Annotated in this window: 13 protein-coding genes; 9 read left to right on the forward strand and 4 right to left on the reverse strand. The window is 62.7% G+C overall.

The genetic code is table 11. The annotated features are described in order from the left end of the window. Positions 1-44 precede the first annotated feature (44 nt). The 4 genes from EXZ48_RS17355 to EXZ48_RS17370 all read right to left on the reverse strand — a co-directional run bounded on the left by EXZ48_RS17355 (position 45) and on the right by EXZ48_RS17370 (position 3,908). Positions 45-809, reverse strand: a complete 765-nt coding sequence (locus EXZ48_RS17355; protein WP_023515625.1) for a HugZ family protein — start codon at positions 807-809, stop codon at positions 45-47. A gap of 79 nt (positions 810-888) precedes the next feature. Further along, on the reverse strand, positions 889-1,929 hold the full coding sequence (gene choV / locus EXZ48_RS17360; RefSeq protein WP_023515624.1) for a choline ABC transporter ATP-binding protein: 1,041 nt from the start codon (positions 1,927-1,929) through the stop codon (positions 889-891). After that, positions 1,926-2,798 (reverse strand): choline ABC transporter permease subunit, encoded by an 873-nt coding sequence (gene choW / locus EXZ48_RS17365; protein WP_023515623.1) that lies wholly within the window; start codon positions 2,796-2,798, stop codon positions 1,926-1,928. The genes choV and choW overlap by 4 nt, the downstream gene beginning before the upstream one ends. Before the next feature lie 150 nt (positions 2,799-2,948). After that, a complete protein-coding gene (locus EXZ48_RS17370; protein WP_130517289.1) occupies positions 2,949-3,908 on the reverse strand; it encodes a choline ABC transporter substrate-binding protein in 960 nt (319 codons plus the stop codon). A gap of 229 nt (positions 3,909-4,137) precedes the next feature. Here EXZ48_RS17370 and EXZ48_RS17375 point away from each other — a divergent pair, with 229 nt between their 5' ends. The 9 genes from EXZ48_RS17375 to EXZ48_RS17415 all read left to right on the forward strand — a co-directional run bounded on the left by EXZ48_RS17375 (position 4,138) and on the right by EXZ48_RS17415 (position 14,658). Further along, positions 4,138-4,725 (forward strand): thymidine kinase, encoded by a 588-nt coding sequence (locus EXZ48_RS17375; RefSeq protein WP_023515621.1) that lies wholly within the window; start codon positions 4,138-4,140, stop codon positions 4,723-4,725. Positions 4,726-4,754: 29 nt separating this feature from the next. After that, the gene (locus tag EXZ48_RS17380) at positions 4,755-5,132 is read left to right on the forward strand and encodes a cytochrome c family protein (RefSeq protein ID WP_130517291.1); all 378 of its coding nucleotides are present in this window, start codon (positions 4,755-4,757) and stop codon (positions 5,130-5,132) included. A gap of 173 nt (positions 5,133-5,305) precedes the next feature. Beyond that, entirely contained in the window at positions 5,306-6,394 is a 1,089-nt protein-coding gene (locus EXZ48_RS17385; RefSeq protein ID WP_130517293.1) for a hypothetical protein, read from the forward strand. A 190-nt stretch (positions 6,395-6,584) separates the two neighbouring features. Continuing rightward, a complete protein-coding gene (locus EXZ48_RS17390) occupies positions 6,585-7,733 on the forward strand; it encodes a hypothetical protein (protein WP_130517295.1) in 1,149 nt (382 codons plus the stop codon). Between the two features lie 111 nt (positions 7,734-7,844). Further along, the gene (locus tag EXZ48_RS17395; protein WP_130517297.1) at positions 7,845-9,755 is read left to right on the forward strand and encodes an AAA family ATPase; all 1,911 of its coding nucleotides are present in this window, start codon (positions 7,845-7,847) and stop codon (positions 9,753-9,755) included. A 152-nt stretch (positions 9,756-9,907) separates the two neighbouring features. After that, on the forward strand, positions 9,908-10,312 hold the full coding sequence (locus EXZ48_RS17400) for an endonuclease domain-containing protein (RefSeq protein ID WP_023516032.1): 405 nt from the start codon (positions 9,908-9,910) through the stop codon (positions 10,310-10,312). After that, positions 10,309-11,610: a DUF6638 family protein gene (locus EXZ48_RS17405; RefSeq protein ID WP_130517299.1), complete on the forward strand. Its 1,302-nt coding sequence runs from the start codon at positions 10,309-10,311 to the stop codon at positions 11,608-11,610. The genes EXZ48_RS17400 and EXZ48_RS17405 overlap by 4 nt, the downstream gene beginning before the upstream one ends. Beyond that, positions 11,603-12,754, forward strand: a complete 1,152-nt coding sequence (locus EXZ48_RS17410; RefSeq protein ID WP_023514036.1) for a DUF2333 family protein — start codon at positions 11,603-11,605, stop codon at positions 12,752-12,754. The genes EXZ48_RS17405 and EXZ48_RS17410 overlap by 8 nt, the downstream gene beginning before the upstream one ends. Positions 12,755-12,978: 224 nt before the next feature. After that, on the forward strand, positions 12,979-14,658 hold the full coding sequence (locus tag EXZ48_RS17415) for a formate--tetrahydrofolate ligase (protein ID WP_023514037.1): 1,680 nt from the start codon (positions 12,979-12,981) through the stop codon (positions 14,656-14,658). The last annotated feature ends 93 nt before the right edge of the window (positions 14,659-14,751 follow it).

Here is a 14,751-nt window from a genome sequence, read left to right on the forward strand (position 1 = left end):
CGGAACACGGTGCGCCAAGCGAATTTCACGCAAATACAGGCAGTTCAGCCCGCTGCCCTTGCTTCGTGAAGCAAACGCGCAAGCTCGCTGCGAAGTTCCGTCGCGTGATCAAGTTCCCGTGAGAATTCCAGGCGCTTCAGTTTGTCGCCGCTCGCAAGGTCGATCCCGGCGGCGTCGAGCCCCACAATGACCCAGTCGCCGTCCTTTTCACCGCAGAAATGGCGGGCGTAGATGCCGGCCGCTTCGGCATGGTCGCTGTTCATGTGTTCCACGGCGCCGGTCTCCATATCTGCAAGCGCGCCGCGGGCGGGAGAGCGAATCAGAAGGTCGTCCGCCGTCAGCACGAAGGCCTTGCCGAAGCCGCCGTTGAGATGGGCGCGCAGCGGCACGAGGCGGAAGAAGGCGAAATCGGGGAAATCGACATAGAGTTTCGCCTTGGGGTGGCGACGGATGAAGCGTTCGCGCAGCGCCGCATGGGCGGCGCTGTCTCGGGCGACTTCCTCCGCCATGCAGAGAACCGTCAGACGGGGATGGGCGAGGGGATCGCCCTTGCCGGGCTCGCCCGCCAGCAGCGAGGCGCGGGGGTCGCGTCGGAGCGCCTGGGTGTGGACGGAAAGGGCCGAGACGAGGATGACGGGCGTGCCGTCGGTGTCGGTGCCTGTGAGCGTGCGGCTGGCGAAGGGCGCGCCGCTTTCCGGCTCGTTCACGGCGAGTGCGCAACTGCGGGCGGAGCGCAGGAGCGTGCGGGCAAGGCGGCGGGCGTCGTCGTCCGTCTCGCGCAGAACGCTCGGCTTGTCCTTCTCGGTCATGATCTCGCTCCCGTCCTTCCAAGAAAAAAGCAGCGCCCGCGGGGGGCGCTGCTCTATCTAGTCCTTTCACGAAGGCCTGTCAGCCGCGCCGGCGGTGCCGCGTCAATCCGTTCACGATGTCCTGCGCGTTGATCGTGCCGACGACCGTGCCGTTGTCGACGACGCCGACATTGCCGGGCGTGCGGGCCATGGCATCGAGGATATCGACAAGCGGGGTCTGCGGCGTGGCGGTTGCCGTCACGCCGGCATCGCTGGAGGCGCCCTGCTGCATCACGTCGCCGGCCGTCAGCATGTTGATCGGGTTCATGTTCTGCACGAAGTCCGCGACATACTGGTTCGCCGGGTTCTTGACGATGTCCTGCGGTGTGCCGCACTGGATGATGCGCCCGCCTTCCATGATGGCAATGCGGTTGCCGATGCGGAAGGCCTCGTCGAGGTCGTGGCTGACGAAGAGGATGGTTTTCTTCAGCCGGCGCTGGAACTCCAGCAATTCGTCCTGAAGGCGCGTGCGGATCAGCGGGTCGAGTGCGGAGAAGGGCTCGTCCATGAGCAGGATCGGCGCGCCGGTGGCGAAGGCGCGGGCCAGTCCGACGCGCTGCTGCATGCCGCCCGACAGCTCGTTGACCTTGCGGCCCGCCCATTTGGCGAGGTTGACGAGTTCAAGCTGCTCGGCGACGCGTGCCTTGCGCTCCCGATCCGGTACGCCGGCAAGCTCGAGGCCGAAGCCGACATTGTCCGCGACCGTGCGCCAGGGCAAGAGCGCGAACTGCTGGAACACCATCGAGACGGTGTGCATGCGGAAATCGCGCAGCGCCTTCGGGGTTGCGGTGTAGGGGTTCACCGCACCATTACCGGCCTTCACCTGCACATCGCCGCGCACCACGGGCGCAAGCCCGTTGACGGCACGCAGCAGCGTCGACTTGCCGGAGCCGGAAAGGCCCATCAGCACCAGGATCTCGCCCTCGGTGATCGACAGCGTGGCATCCGCCACGCCGAGCACCAGGCCGGTCTCCGCGCCGATCTCGTCGCGGGTCTTGCCCGCATCGACCATGGCGAGCGCCTTCTGCGGGCTGTCGCCGAAGATGATGGAAACGTTCTTGAAGACGACGGAATCGGTCATTTGGCGTCTCCATCATCGGCGGCGCGGAAGAGACGGTCGAGGATGATCGCAAGGATCACGATGCACAGGCCCGCCTCGAAGCCCATGGAGATGTTCACGGTGTTGAGTGCGCGCACCACGGGAACGCCGAGCCCCTTTGCGCCGACGAGCGCGGCGATGACCACCATCGACAGCGACAGCATGATGGTCTGGGTAAGACCGGCCATGATCTGCGGCGTGGCATAAGGCAGCTCCACCTTGCGCAGCACCTGGCCCGGCGTTGCGCCGAAGGCCTGGGCGGCCTCCACCAGTGAGGGCGGCGTCGAGATGATGCCGAGGCGGGTGAGGCGGATCGGCGCCGGGATCGCGAAGATCACAGTGGCGATGAGGCCCGGCACCATGCCGAGGCCGAAGAGGATCAGCGCCGGGATGAGGTAGACGAAGGTCGGGATCGTCTGCATGAGGTCGAGGATCGGCCGGAGGATCGAATAGAACCACGGCCGCCGCGCCGCCGCGATGCCGAGCGGCACGCCGACCACCATGCTGACGCCGGTTGCCGCCAGAACGAGCGCCAGCGTCTCCGTCGTCTCCTTCCAGTAGCCCTGGTTCACGATGAGAAGCAGACCAAGGAAGGTGAAGGCGGCGACGCCGATCGAACGGCGGAACCACCAGCTGAGACCTGTCACGAGTGCGATGAGGAACAGCGCATAGCCGAACTTGCCGCCGGCGCTGGAGAACGGCCCCTGCAACAGGAAGAGCACCGCATCGATGCCGGCTTGCAGGAAGACTTTCAGGAAGTCGAACAATCCCTTGCCATTCGTCGTCAGCCAGCTGACGGCATCCTTGGCGATCGGGCCGATCGGAATTTTTGAGACGGTGAGCCAATCCACGGCAGTAAGCCTTCGTCTTGAGGTTGACGATGCGCAGCCGGAACGTCTGCGCAATCCGCAACGCAAAACCGCTCGCGCGCCTTTACGGGAATTGCAGTATCCGGAGGCAAGAAGGGCGGGAAAGTTTCCTTCCCGCCCTATTCTGGTCCGTTAGAGACCGAGTGCCGTTTTTGCGGCCGGCAGAGCCTCGCCGCTGCCGTCCTTGGTCGTCACGCCGGCAAGCCACGGCTCGATGGCGGCCGGGTTGGCCTTCAGCCACTCGGTGGCGGCCGTTTCCGGATCCTGTCCGTCGTTCAGGATCTTGCCCATGATCTGGTTTTCCATTTCCAGCGAGAAACTGAGGTTCTGCAGGAATTTGCCAACATTCGGGCATTCGGCGACATAGCCCTTGCGCACGTTGGTGTAGACCGTCGCGCCGCCGAAGTTCGGGCCGAAGATGTCGTCGCCGCCGGTGAGGTAGGTCAGCTTGAAGTTGGCGTTCATCGGGTGCGGTTCCCAGCCGAGGAAGACGACCGGTGTGCCTTCCTGCTCGGCGCGGGCGACTTCCGCCAGCATGCCCTGTTCGGAGGATTCGACGACTTCGAAGCCGGTCAGCTCGAACTTGTTGGCCGAGACCATGTCGATGATCAGGCGGTTGCCGTCATTGCCCGGCTCGATGCCGTAGATCTTCGAGCCCAGTGCATCCTTCTGCTTGGCGATGTCGGCGAAATCCTTGATGCCGAGTTCGGCGCCCTTGGCGTTGGTCGCGAGCGTGTACTTCGCGCCCTCCAGGTTCTCGCGCACGGTCTCGACCGTGCCGTTCTCGCGGAACGGCTTGATGTCGGCTTCCTGGGTCGGCATCCAGTTGCCGAGGAAGACGTCGATGTCCTTGTTGCTGAGCGAGGTATAGGTGACGGGAACGGAAAGGACCGTTACTTCCGTCTCGTAGCCGAGACCCTTCAGGATGACGCTTGCGGTTGCGGTCGTGGCGGTGACGTCCGTCCAGCCCACGTCCGAGAAACGAACCTTGCCACAGCTTTCGGCTTCGGCGGCCGAGACATTGGCGGCGCCAAGCGCGAGGACGGATACGGCTGCGGCAAGAAGGGTCTTGAATGGTGATGCAGACTTCATTTTATTGCTCCCCTTATAACTGGTGGTTTAGCCAATCATCAAAACGACATGCTTTCAAGCACCTTGGCGTAGCTGGAAGCCCCTGAAAGGTCCAATAAATTTCGCGCCTGTTCGCAATTTTGCACATGGATGTCGCAGAAGGCGGGCCGCGCGGTTTTCTGTGGTTTTCCGGCCTTTTCGACTGGAAAATCGTGCCCTGCCGGGTCATGAGGCAAGGACGGAGAAAATCATGGCCAAGCTCTATTTCAGTTACGCGACGATGAACGCGGGCAAGTCGACGCTGCTCCTGCAGGCGTCCTACAACTACCGCGAACGCGGCATGCGCACGGCGATCCTGATCGCCTCCTTCGACGACCGCGCCGGCCAGGGGCGGATCTCCTCGCGCATCGGCCTGACCTCGGAAGCCATCGCCTTCGACCATGCCGACGACCTCTACAAACATGTCGAGGACCTGAACGGCGATGGCGGGGGCGAGATCGCCTGCGTCTTCGTCGACGAGGCGCAGTTCCTTTCCGAAGAGCAGGTCTGGCAGCTTGCCCGCGTCGCCGACCGGCTGCACATACCCGTCATGGCCTATGGTCTGCGCACCGATTTCCAGGGCAAGCTTTTCCCCGGTTCGCAGGCGCTGCTCGCCATCGCCGACGAGTTGCGCGAGGTGCGCACCATCTGCCATTGCGGACGCAAGGCGACGATGGTCGTCCGGCTCGGCGCCGACGGCAAGGTGGCCCGGGAAGGCGCACAGGTGGAAATCGGCGGCAATGACAAGTACGTTTCCTATTGCCGCCGCCACTGGGACGACATCATGAACGCCGATTGACGGCGAAAGGGGCGGTGAGGGGATAAACGATGAAGCATCTTTCTGCCCTGACGACCGCCTTCCTCTGTCTTGCCGCCCCCGCGTCTGCGGAGGGCGATGCGGTTGCGGGGAAGATGGTCTTCAAGAAATGTGCGCCCTGCCATTCCGTCGAGCCGGTCAACCGCGTCGGGCCAACGCTCGCCGGTATCGTCGGGCGGCCGGTCGCCTCCGTTGCAGACTATGAATATTCTGCAAGGATGCGAGCCTTCGCCGAGGGCGGCAGGGTGTGGAACGAGGCCTTGATCGCCGAATATCTGCTGTCGCCCAAGGCGATGGTGCCGGGCACCCGCATGACCTTCGCAGGTCTCAAGAAGATCGAGGACATTGCCAACCTCATCGCCTATCTGAAGGCACCGGCAGGCTACTAGGCGCGTGCCGAAATTTTTCGGCACCGGTCTTGCGGGCCGTCTGCGCTGTCCCACATGTTGTTCGGTAAAAGCGGCGGGCAGGTTCCTATCTGCCTGAATTCGTATAGTGTTGCCGCGATGGAATAAATCGGGCGGCGCAGACGTCTGCCGTGGAGAGTTTCAAGGGGACAAGCATGGCCACACTTCAGAACTTCGATGCGGAAATCGAGAAGACCCGCAGCGTCGTCAACCAGATGCGCGGCAAGATGGAGCAGTCGAGTGCCGTGCTCGACCAGTTCGCTAAGGCGGATACCAAGCTCGGCGACGTCAATTTCGATATCGAGAACGCCCGCATTTCCGATGTCATCAACCAGCAGAAGGTGATGGAGGGCAATATCGCCGATCTCATCATCGGGCTGGAGGATGCGACGAACATCTTCGGCACCGAATTCGAGAGCATGAAGAGCTATACGGGCTACGAAAAGTTCATCGGCATCTTCTCCAAGCAGAAGATGCAGCGCATGCGCACCGACCGTGTCCGCAACATGTCGCTCGCCGGCAACCTGCAGGAACTGCTCTCCAAGTCCGACACGATCGTCGGCATCCTCAAGGAGCAGAAGTCGATCCTGGACCAGCGCTATAAGACATCCGAAGCCAGCCTCGTGCAGGTGATCGAGCGTCGCAAGGGCACGATGGTGAACCTTGAGGCGACCCAGAAGCGTATCGAGGAGCTGAACCCGCTGCTCATGGACCTCGAAAACCGCATCGCCGCCTCGACCGACCAGAAGAGCCGCACGGAACTGGAAGGCGAACGCTCGGCGCTCGCGACCGAGTACAACATGATGCAGGCGAAGGAGCAGGAGCTGCTTGCCGAAAGCCAGACGCTGGAACGCTACACCTCGATGTTCCAGACCTTCGTCGATTCGCTCAACAACCAGATCGCCGCGCAGAACACGCTGATCAACAAGCTGACCATCGATACCGAGCAGCGCATCGTGCTCTACAAGGCGCTTGAGGATTCGTTGAAGACGGCCGCCCAGCAGGATGTGGCGCACAAGATCAACACGCTCGGTTCGCAGGTCGATACCGCAGCGGAAGAGACCATGGCCGGCATCGGCTCGGCCGCCCAGCGCCATATCGGCGACCTTCTCGAAATGCACGAGAAGAACATGCTGTCGACCCAGGACATCCAGCGCCGCAAGAAGCTCGCCGACGATGCTTTCGCGCGGCGCTTCCAGGCCGTGATGGACAAGCACAACACCGCGAACTACGTGAAGCAGTGATGGTCGCAGGCATGCCATGGCCCCTCACCCTAACCCTCTCCCCGCGAGTGGGGAGAGGGGACTTGCCCCATGAACGGCTGTTGGCTGGGGAAAGGCGTGCGGCATATCTCCTTCGCCCCGTTTACGGGGAGAAGGTGGCCGGCAGGCCGGATGAGGGGCGACTGCGGACCGCCCGCGAGGATGCTGCGCCATGAACGCCACCGCCGACAGCGCCGTCGCGCAATATTTCTCCACCATCCGCGCCGCCCTTGGCGGGCTGGAAATCTTCCTTGCCGACCGCAACTCGCCACTCTACCGCAATTCCGTGGTGGGCGAGATCGTCGTGCCCTATCTTGCCCGGCTGAAGGCCTCCTTCGCCTGCTGGGAAAACCGCATCGGCTTCGTCCAGCAGTTCCGCGTGTCGCGCGCCGAGAGCGGCTTTCCGGTGTTTCAGAATGTGCTGGAGCTGGAAAACGACCGGCAGAGCGCGGAAAAACGGCTTGCTGCGATCCCGAACGCCGACCAGCTGCGCGGCGAGATGGCGGATTTCATCCTGCGCCAGAAGGTCTTTCCGAGCGACCTCCAGGCACGCATGGCCGAACGGCTCTATCTGGAGCAGATCGGCAAGGGCGACATCTTCTCGCCCTTCGTGCTGCCGGAAACGATCCGCGTGGCGGTCAATCCGAAGACCATGCGGCCCTACTATGTCGTGTGCTGGGGCGCTTTCGACGGCACGGCGACATTGCCGATGGTCTATATGGCGACCATCGAGGATTCGGGCGAAAACGTCATCAACATGCTGGTGACGAAAGACGGCAAGCTCAATCCTGATGTGGACATTCCGCTGCCGGTCGGCGGCCTGCTCAATCCCGAGCTTGCCAGCCGCTTCGACGATTTTGCGCTGAAGAACAGCGCTTACTCGCTGACGCCGGCGACCATCGCCACCAATCTCGACAAGGATTTCCCGACGCTGCACCCCAAGCAGTTGCGCCGCATCGTGCTCGGCCCGTTCTATTCGGCCGGAATCACCGAGAACAACGAACGGGTCAACGAGATCCTTTCCAAGGTGAGGAAGCCGGAAAATGCCTGGCTTTTGACCTGGACGGTGCAGGAGGTCTTTTCCAAGGCCGAGCGGCCGGCGCAAAAGGGGTTCTGGAGTTCCACCCCGGCGCAGGAGGAGTTCCACATCGAGACCAACGATCTCGAGGCCGCCCGCATGGGTGTCAGCGCCTACGAGAAACACGCGCTGGTGCCGCACGATGCCTATCAGGCGCTCTATGCCGCCGGCGAGACCGCCGGCATTTTCGGCGCTTACAAGGTGCACGTGATCTCGGGCAACCAGGTGATCAGCGAAGGCTAGGCTCTCCTCTCGCCTCGCCGGCCTTGTTGAACACCGGCTGCAAACGGCTCCGCGGAGCCTAAAATCTCTCGGTGGCTTTTCGTCGCCGAATTTTCGGAAGGACTGAGACCGATGAGCCTCAATGCCGGACTGACGACGATCCACGAAGACGATATCGCCAAGCACCAGGCGACGGCGCAGAGCCTCGTCACAAAGCTCGTCATCCTCGAAAGCGAAGACGGCAAGAGCGGCACAGCGCTCGCCGGCACCGGCCGGCGTTTCGTCTCCACCGTCTCGACCGCCGGCACAAGACGCACGCGTGAGGTGGAACTCGCAAAAACCATCCAGTCCGTGCATGCAGCCGATCCGCTGCTGACGCCGCAGCAGCATGCCGTGCTCTTCCGCTCCCGCCGTGGGCTGCAGGTGGCGCTGGCGGTGACGGATGCGTTTTCCCGCCAGACCAATCTGGAGGGCCTACAGGCGCGCAATCTCGCTTCGCCGCTGGCGGGCGAAGAGGCCAACCAGTTCAAGGCGCTGCTTTCCGCCTCCGCCTACATTGCCGCCTTTACCTTCGCCGCCTATCTCGGCGCGACGCTGCCGGGCGAGGGGGAGCCGGTGGAGGACGGCGGCGAGCCGGATTATCTCTTCGATACGCCGCAGGATGCCTTGAAAAGCATGGTCGCCGGTCTTGACCGCACGCTTGCCGGGGCGCCTGACGATGCGGCGCTCATCAGCCGTGCCCGCGCCTTTTCGCGCGTTGCCATCGAGGGGCTGATCGGGCGTCGCGCGCGCTTCACCGGCCTTGCCGGCTTCGAGAATGCCCATATCCGCATCGAGCAGGACGATTTCACGCTTTCCGGTTTCGACGTTGCGCCCGGACAGAAGCGCAAGCCGCTCACGATGACCTTCAAGAAACCGGAGGAGATCATCGGCAACCACATCGCCAAATACCAGGCGATGAAGCTTGCCAAGATGCTGGTCGCCTATGATTTCGAGCGCCAGTTCAACCCTTTCGTCGAACTCGGCGGCTTCCTCTTCACTTTCATTGGTGACGGCATGCCGGGCACCGGCAAGACGATCCTCATCCAGATGCTCGCCGGCCTCGTCAACGGCTACTGCCAGACCGCCGGCTATGCCTTCCACTACGAGAATTTCGGCGTTGACCAGATCTCGTCCTACCAGGGTAAATCCGGCCAGAATTGCAAGGAATTCGTCAACAACGTCATTAATCCCAAGGCGATCGGGTTCGGCACGATCGATGATGTCGACCAGGTGGCCGCGAAACGGTCCGACGACCGCGCCTCCGCCGGCCAGCACGAAGTCACCGCCGTTTTGATGGAGAGCTTTGCCGGCGCCTCGACCGTGGTGCGCGGCAACTGCACCTTCGGCATGTTCTCCAACTATCCGGAAAATGTCGATGACGCGCTCCGCCAGCGCGCCGGCGCGCGGTGGCTTGTCGACGGGCCGCAGACCGAGGACGACTATATCGACATCTTCGCCATGCTGGTCGGCAAGAACCATGCGATCCCGCTCGGCGGGCACACGCTTTTCGAGGGGCAGGAGATCAAGCGCGCCGTCTCCACCTCCTATGGGCAGCATGCCAAACCGCAGGAAGACGGCCTGCTTGCCGTCTGGGAGATGCACGAGAAGGAGCACGGCGCGATCAAGACGCTCGCCGATATCGGCGCCTATCTGCACCGCATCAAGATTGCCGAACCGCGTTTTACCGGCCGCGCCGTCAAGAACATCACCGATGCCATCAAGATGCGCGCCATGGACGTGGAGCTACCGGACGACTGGTTCGCGACGGCCGGCGCTTTCATGCACAAGGGCTACGACGAGAAGAAGGCGATGATCGAGGAGCTGCGCGGGCCGATCACCATGGAGATGGTGCTCCAGGAGATCAACCGCTACGCCGACAGCGAATTCCGCTACACCGACAAATCCGACGACGCTGCCGTTTCGGACATCATCCGCCGCGAACGCCAGCGCGAAAAGGCGATCCACGAGATCGAGAGGATGAAGGCGGAGGGGCGGTGGTGATCGCGGGAGTGCCCCTCATCCGGCCTGCCGGCCACCTTCTCCCCGCAAGCGGGGAGAAGGGATTTGCGGTAATGGGTTCTCCCGATCAACAGCCTTTTGCGGGGTATGTTCCCTCTCCCCGCTTGCGGGGAGAGGGTTAGGGTGAGGGGCAAATGCGCGGCGCAAACGAGCGAAAGACCGTCAAGGCCCGCCGACTGCGCCAAGTCGACAATGATGCAGAGGCATTGCTTTGGTCCGACTTGCGTGGCCGTCGTCTGAACGGTCTCAAGTTTGTGCGGCAATTTGCGATCGGGCCATACTATGCTGACTTTGCGTGCCGGGAGAAAATGCTGGTGGTCGAGGTTGACGGGAGCCAGCATGTCGGTAGTGAGTATGACCAGAAACGAAATGAATTCATGCGCATAAATGGCTGGTCAGTTGCCCGCTTCTGGAACGTTGATGTAATAGGAGAGCGCGAGGCTGTGTTGGAAACGATTTTGGCAGCGTGTGAAGGGCGTCTTTCCGAGCGCGTATCGGCAGCGGACTTTACATATCTGCCTGCAGCGGAGCGCCCATGAAACGCCTCCTCGAAGCCGAATTGATCTATGGCCGGCTCCTGCCGATCGATGAACCGCATCTGGTCGAGCGCTACAACAAGGCGCTGGACGGCTTCGGCATCAAGCGCACGGCGCTGACCAGCTTCCGCATCGACATGACCGGTTTTTCGCCCGAGATCGCCGACGAACTCGGCGACCGGGACTACCTCGATCCGAACCGCGTCAACCGCCGCTTCGTCATCATGACGCCGGAGCAGGTGAACCTGCCGGTGGTGCATACGAGCTTTTCCAACACCGCCGCCCTGATGCACGAGTTCTTCTCGGCCAATGCGCGGGCGATCAACGCCATCACCATCCGCGATGCGCTCTATGGCGAGATCGAGGATTCCGTTTCCGTCGTCAACGACATCGACGACCTGCTGTCGATCAACGAGGTGCGCTTCAAGGTGCTCTCTGCCGAGGACATGCTGGGCAAGGCGGCGGAGCTGCGCGGGCTGGTCGATCGGCTGAAGACCGTACCGAATGCCTGGTCGGATGACGCCATGCTCAACCGCATGGTGGAGCTTGCCAAGCAGACCGGCGACATCCGCCAGAACGCGCTGGTGCCGGACCAGCTCGTCTTCCGCCACGAAGCCTATTGGGCGAATCATTTCGGCGGCGTCTATGTCTTCCTCGACGACAAGACGACGACCGTCATCTGCGATCCCTCCGTGCCCGGCTTCCGCCGCTCGCGGCCCTGGCAGGTGAGCTATATCGCGCTCGACGATCACAAGCGCATCTTCGATTTCCTGGCTTCCACCAAACGGCTGGAGCTGCCGCGCGCCTCGTGGGTGGAGCCGTCCGGCCTTTTCCAGCATCGCGCGGAGATGACGGTCGTCGGCCTCGTCAACCGGGGCGATCCGACCGCCGATCTCGAAAAGGCCGACCGCATCTGGCTGCAGACCTGGATGCACCGCAACGCCGAGCTCGTGGCGCGCGACGGGACCTACCCCTTCCTGCAGGAGGCGATCCGTACCGTCGCGTCGACGGGCGAGATCAAGATCAACGAGGTATCGCCGGAGCGGCGCTTCATGCTGGTGCGCGCCGCACCGGCGCACCCGGACCAGTGGCTGGTCAACCGCCTGATTTCGCGGATGGTTCCCTACGACTTCGTCTCCCGCTTCGTCTTCGACAAGCAAGGGTTCTACGCCGCCTACGAACAATACAGCGAAAAGTTCCGCGCCTATGTTGTGACGACGTTGACGCGGACCTATCTGCAGGACAAGGCTGCCTTCCGCAGGAAACTATTCGGTATCAAAGAGGACGACGCCCATGCTTGACCCGATCGTCGCGTTTTTCCAACGCATCTTCGCGGCCATCGGCCGGGGCATCGGCCTCGTGATCGCCTGGATCCTCTGGCCGTTCATGACGGTGACGAACTGGTATCGGGCGCGGGGCTGGATCATCAAGGGGCCGATCGGCATCGGCCTTCTCGTGCTCATCGGCTTCTACGCCTATTTCATCTGGCAGACCCAGATGTGGAGCGGCTTCAACCCCGACTACGTCAACAGCTACAACCTTGCCCAGCGCAAGCAGGATGCCGGTACGGCCGCCTCGGGCGCCCAGGCGACAACGCCGGCAACGGGCGAGGTTGCCGAGCCGGAGCCGAAGACCTGCGTGCGCTCGGCGATCGTCGACGTAACGGCCGATCTCATCGACTACAATGTCGACCAGAATGCCTGGATCTCCTCCATGCTGCTCTACAAGCTTGGGCTCTTCGGCCTCGACTGGGACAAGACGCCCTGGTTCGACAACAAGGCCTCGTTCCAGCGCGGCATCAACCAGGCGGTCCGCCGCACGGCGGTGGAGCTCGTCGATTCGCTCGGCCGCGTGCGCGGCACTTCGGGCATCAATGCCGATCTCCAGCGCGCCCGCGGCAATATCCAGTTCGATGAGGAAACCTGGTATTTCGGCTCGGATTCGCTGCTGCCGAAGACCCCGACGCCGAACTACTATCGCACGGCCATGGCGGACCTGCGCAAGTTCAACGCCTCGCTCGAAGCCTGTGACGCGATCTTCGACGGCCGCTCGGACAACCTGATCGAATTCCTCGACCGCATCGCCAACGATATCGGCTCGACTTCGGCCATCATTCGCGAGCGGTCGGAGTTCCACAATGGCGGCTGGTTCGATACGCGTGCCGACGATCGTTTCTGGTTCGCCTATGGCCAGCTCTACGGCTACTATGGCATCCTCGCCGCTGCCGGTGCGGATTTCGACGCCGTCATCAAGGCGCGCGGCATCGAGCCGCTCTGGGTGGAAAGCATCAAGCAGCTGCGGTCCGCGCTGAACATCCAGCCGGCAATCATTTCGAACGGCCGCGAAGACGGGTGGATCATGCCGACGCATCTAGCCACGATGGGCTTCTACATTCTGCGCGTGCGCTCAAATCTCGTCGAAATGCGCGATGTGCTGGCGCGATAAATAAGACAGAGCTTTTAAAGTGGCGCGCGTCGGATAACGCGCGCCGCTTTCGTTTCAGGCGCAAATTTATCTCCGTGTGTCGCTTCTGGTCTAGCGGGCGGCAAAACCCGGTGTGGCATCGCCACGGGCTTCACGGTGAAATGGCGCGCCAGACAAGGAAGGAAGCGCCGCCTTCGGGGGAGGAGCCCGGTTGCGGTAGCAGTGCCGAAAGGGAGCGACACCGCATGGCCGACGTGAAATCCGATATCGAAATAGCCCGCGCCGCAAAGAAGAGGCCGATCCTGGAGATCGGCGAAAAGCTCGGCATTCCCGCCGAGCATCTGTTGCCCTATGGCCATGACAAGGCGAAGATCAGCGCCGAGTTCATTGCCGGGCAGAAGGGCAAGAAGAACGGCAAGCTGATCCTCGTCACCGCGATCAATCCCACGCCGGCCGGCGAGGGCAAGACGACGACGACGGTCGGCCTCGGCGACGGCCTCAACCGTATCGGCAAAAAGGCGATCACCTGTATCCGCGAGGCCTCGCTCGGGCCGTGCTTCGGCGTGAAGGGCGGAGCGGCTGGCGGCGGTTACGCGCAGGTCGTGCCGATGGAGGACATGAACCTTCACTTCACCGGTGACTTCCACGCCATCACCTCGGCACACAACCTGCTTTCCGCGCTCATCGACAACCACATCTACTGGGGCAACGAGCAGAACATCGACATCCGCCGCATCGCCTGGCGGCGTGTCATGGACATGAACGACCGGGCGCTGCGCCACATCGTTGCATCGCTCGGCGGGGTCGCCAACGGTTATCCGCGCGAGACGGGTTTCGACATCACGGTTGCCTCGGAGGTCATGGCGATCCTCTGCCTTGCGACGGACCTGAAGGATCTCGAAAAACGTCTGGGCAGCATCATCGTCGGCTATCGCCGAGACAAGTCGCCGGTCTTTGCCCGGGACATCAAGGCGGACGGCGCGATGACGGTGCTGCTGAAGGATGCCATGCAGCCGAACCTCGTGCAGACGCTGGAGAACAATCCGGCCTTCGTGCATGGCGGCCCCTTCGCCAACATCGCGCACGGCTGCAATTCGGTTGTCGCAACCACGACGGCGCTGAAACTCGCCGACTATGTGGTGACGGAAGCCGGTTTCGGCGCCGATCTCGGGGCGGAAAAATTCTTCGACATCAAGTGCCGCAAGGCCGGGCTGAAGCCGGACGCGGCGGTGATCGTCGCTACCGTGCGCGCCATGAAGATGAACGGGGGCGTGAAGAAGGACGATCTTGGCCGGGAAAACATCGATGCGGTGAAAAAGGGCTGCGCGAATCTCGGCCGTCATGTGCAGAACGTCAAGAAGTTCGGCGTGCCCGTTGTCGTCGCCATCAACCATTTCATCTCGGACACGGATGCGGAAATCCAGGCGGTGAAGGACTATGTCGCGACGCTCGGCGCGGAGGCGATCCTCTGCCGGCACTGGGCGCTCGGCTCGGCCGGCATCGAGAACCTTGCGCGCAAGGTGGTGGAGCTGGCCGAATCCGGATTGTCGCAGTTCTCGCCGCTCTATCCCGACGAGATGCCGCTGTTCCAGAAGATCGAGACCATCGCCAAGGACATCTACCATGCCGGCGAGGTGATCGCGGACAAGTCGGTGCGCGACCAGTTGCGTATCTGGGAGGAGCAGGGCTACGGCAACCTGCCGGTCTGCATGGCCAAGACGCAATATTCCTTCTCGACCGACCCGAACCTGCGTGGCGCGCCCTCGGGCCATACGGTGCCGGTGCGCGAAGTGCGCCTTTCGGCCGGTGCCGGTTTCGTCGTCGTCATCACCGGCGAGATCATGACCATGCCGGGCCTGCCGAAGGTGCCGTCGTCGGAAAAGATCTTCCTCAACGAGGAAGGTTTTATCGAGGGGCTGTTCTGAGGCGGGCGTGTTGGCGCTCTCGCACACCTCTGTTCCGTCATGGTCGGGCTTGACCCGACCATCCACGCTACACCCGCTGCATGGATCCTCGGG

It is taken from the genome of Shinella sp. JR1-6 (assembly GCF_004284735.1).
GTDB lineage: Bacteria > Pseudomonadota > Alphaproteobacteria > Rhizobiales > Rhizobiaceae > Shinella.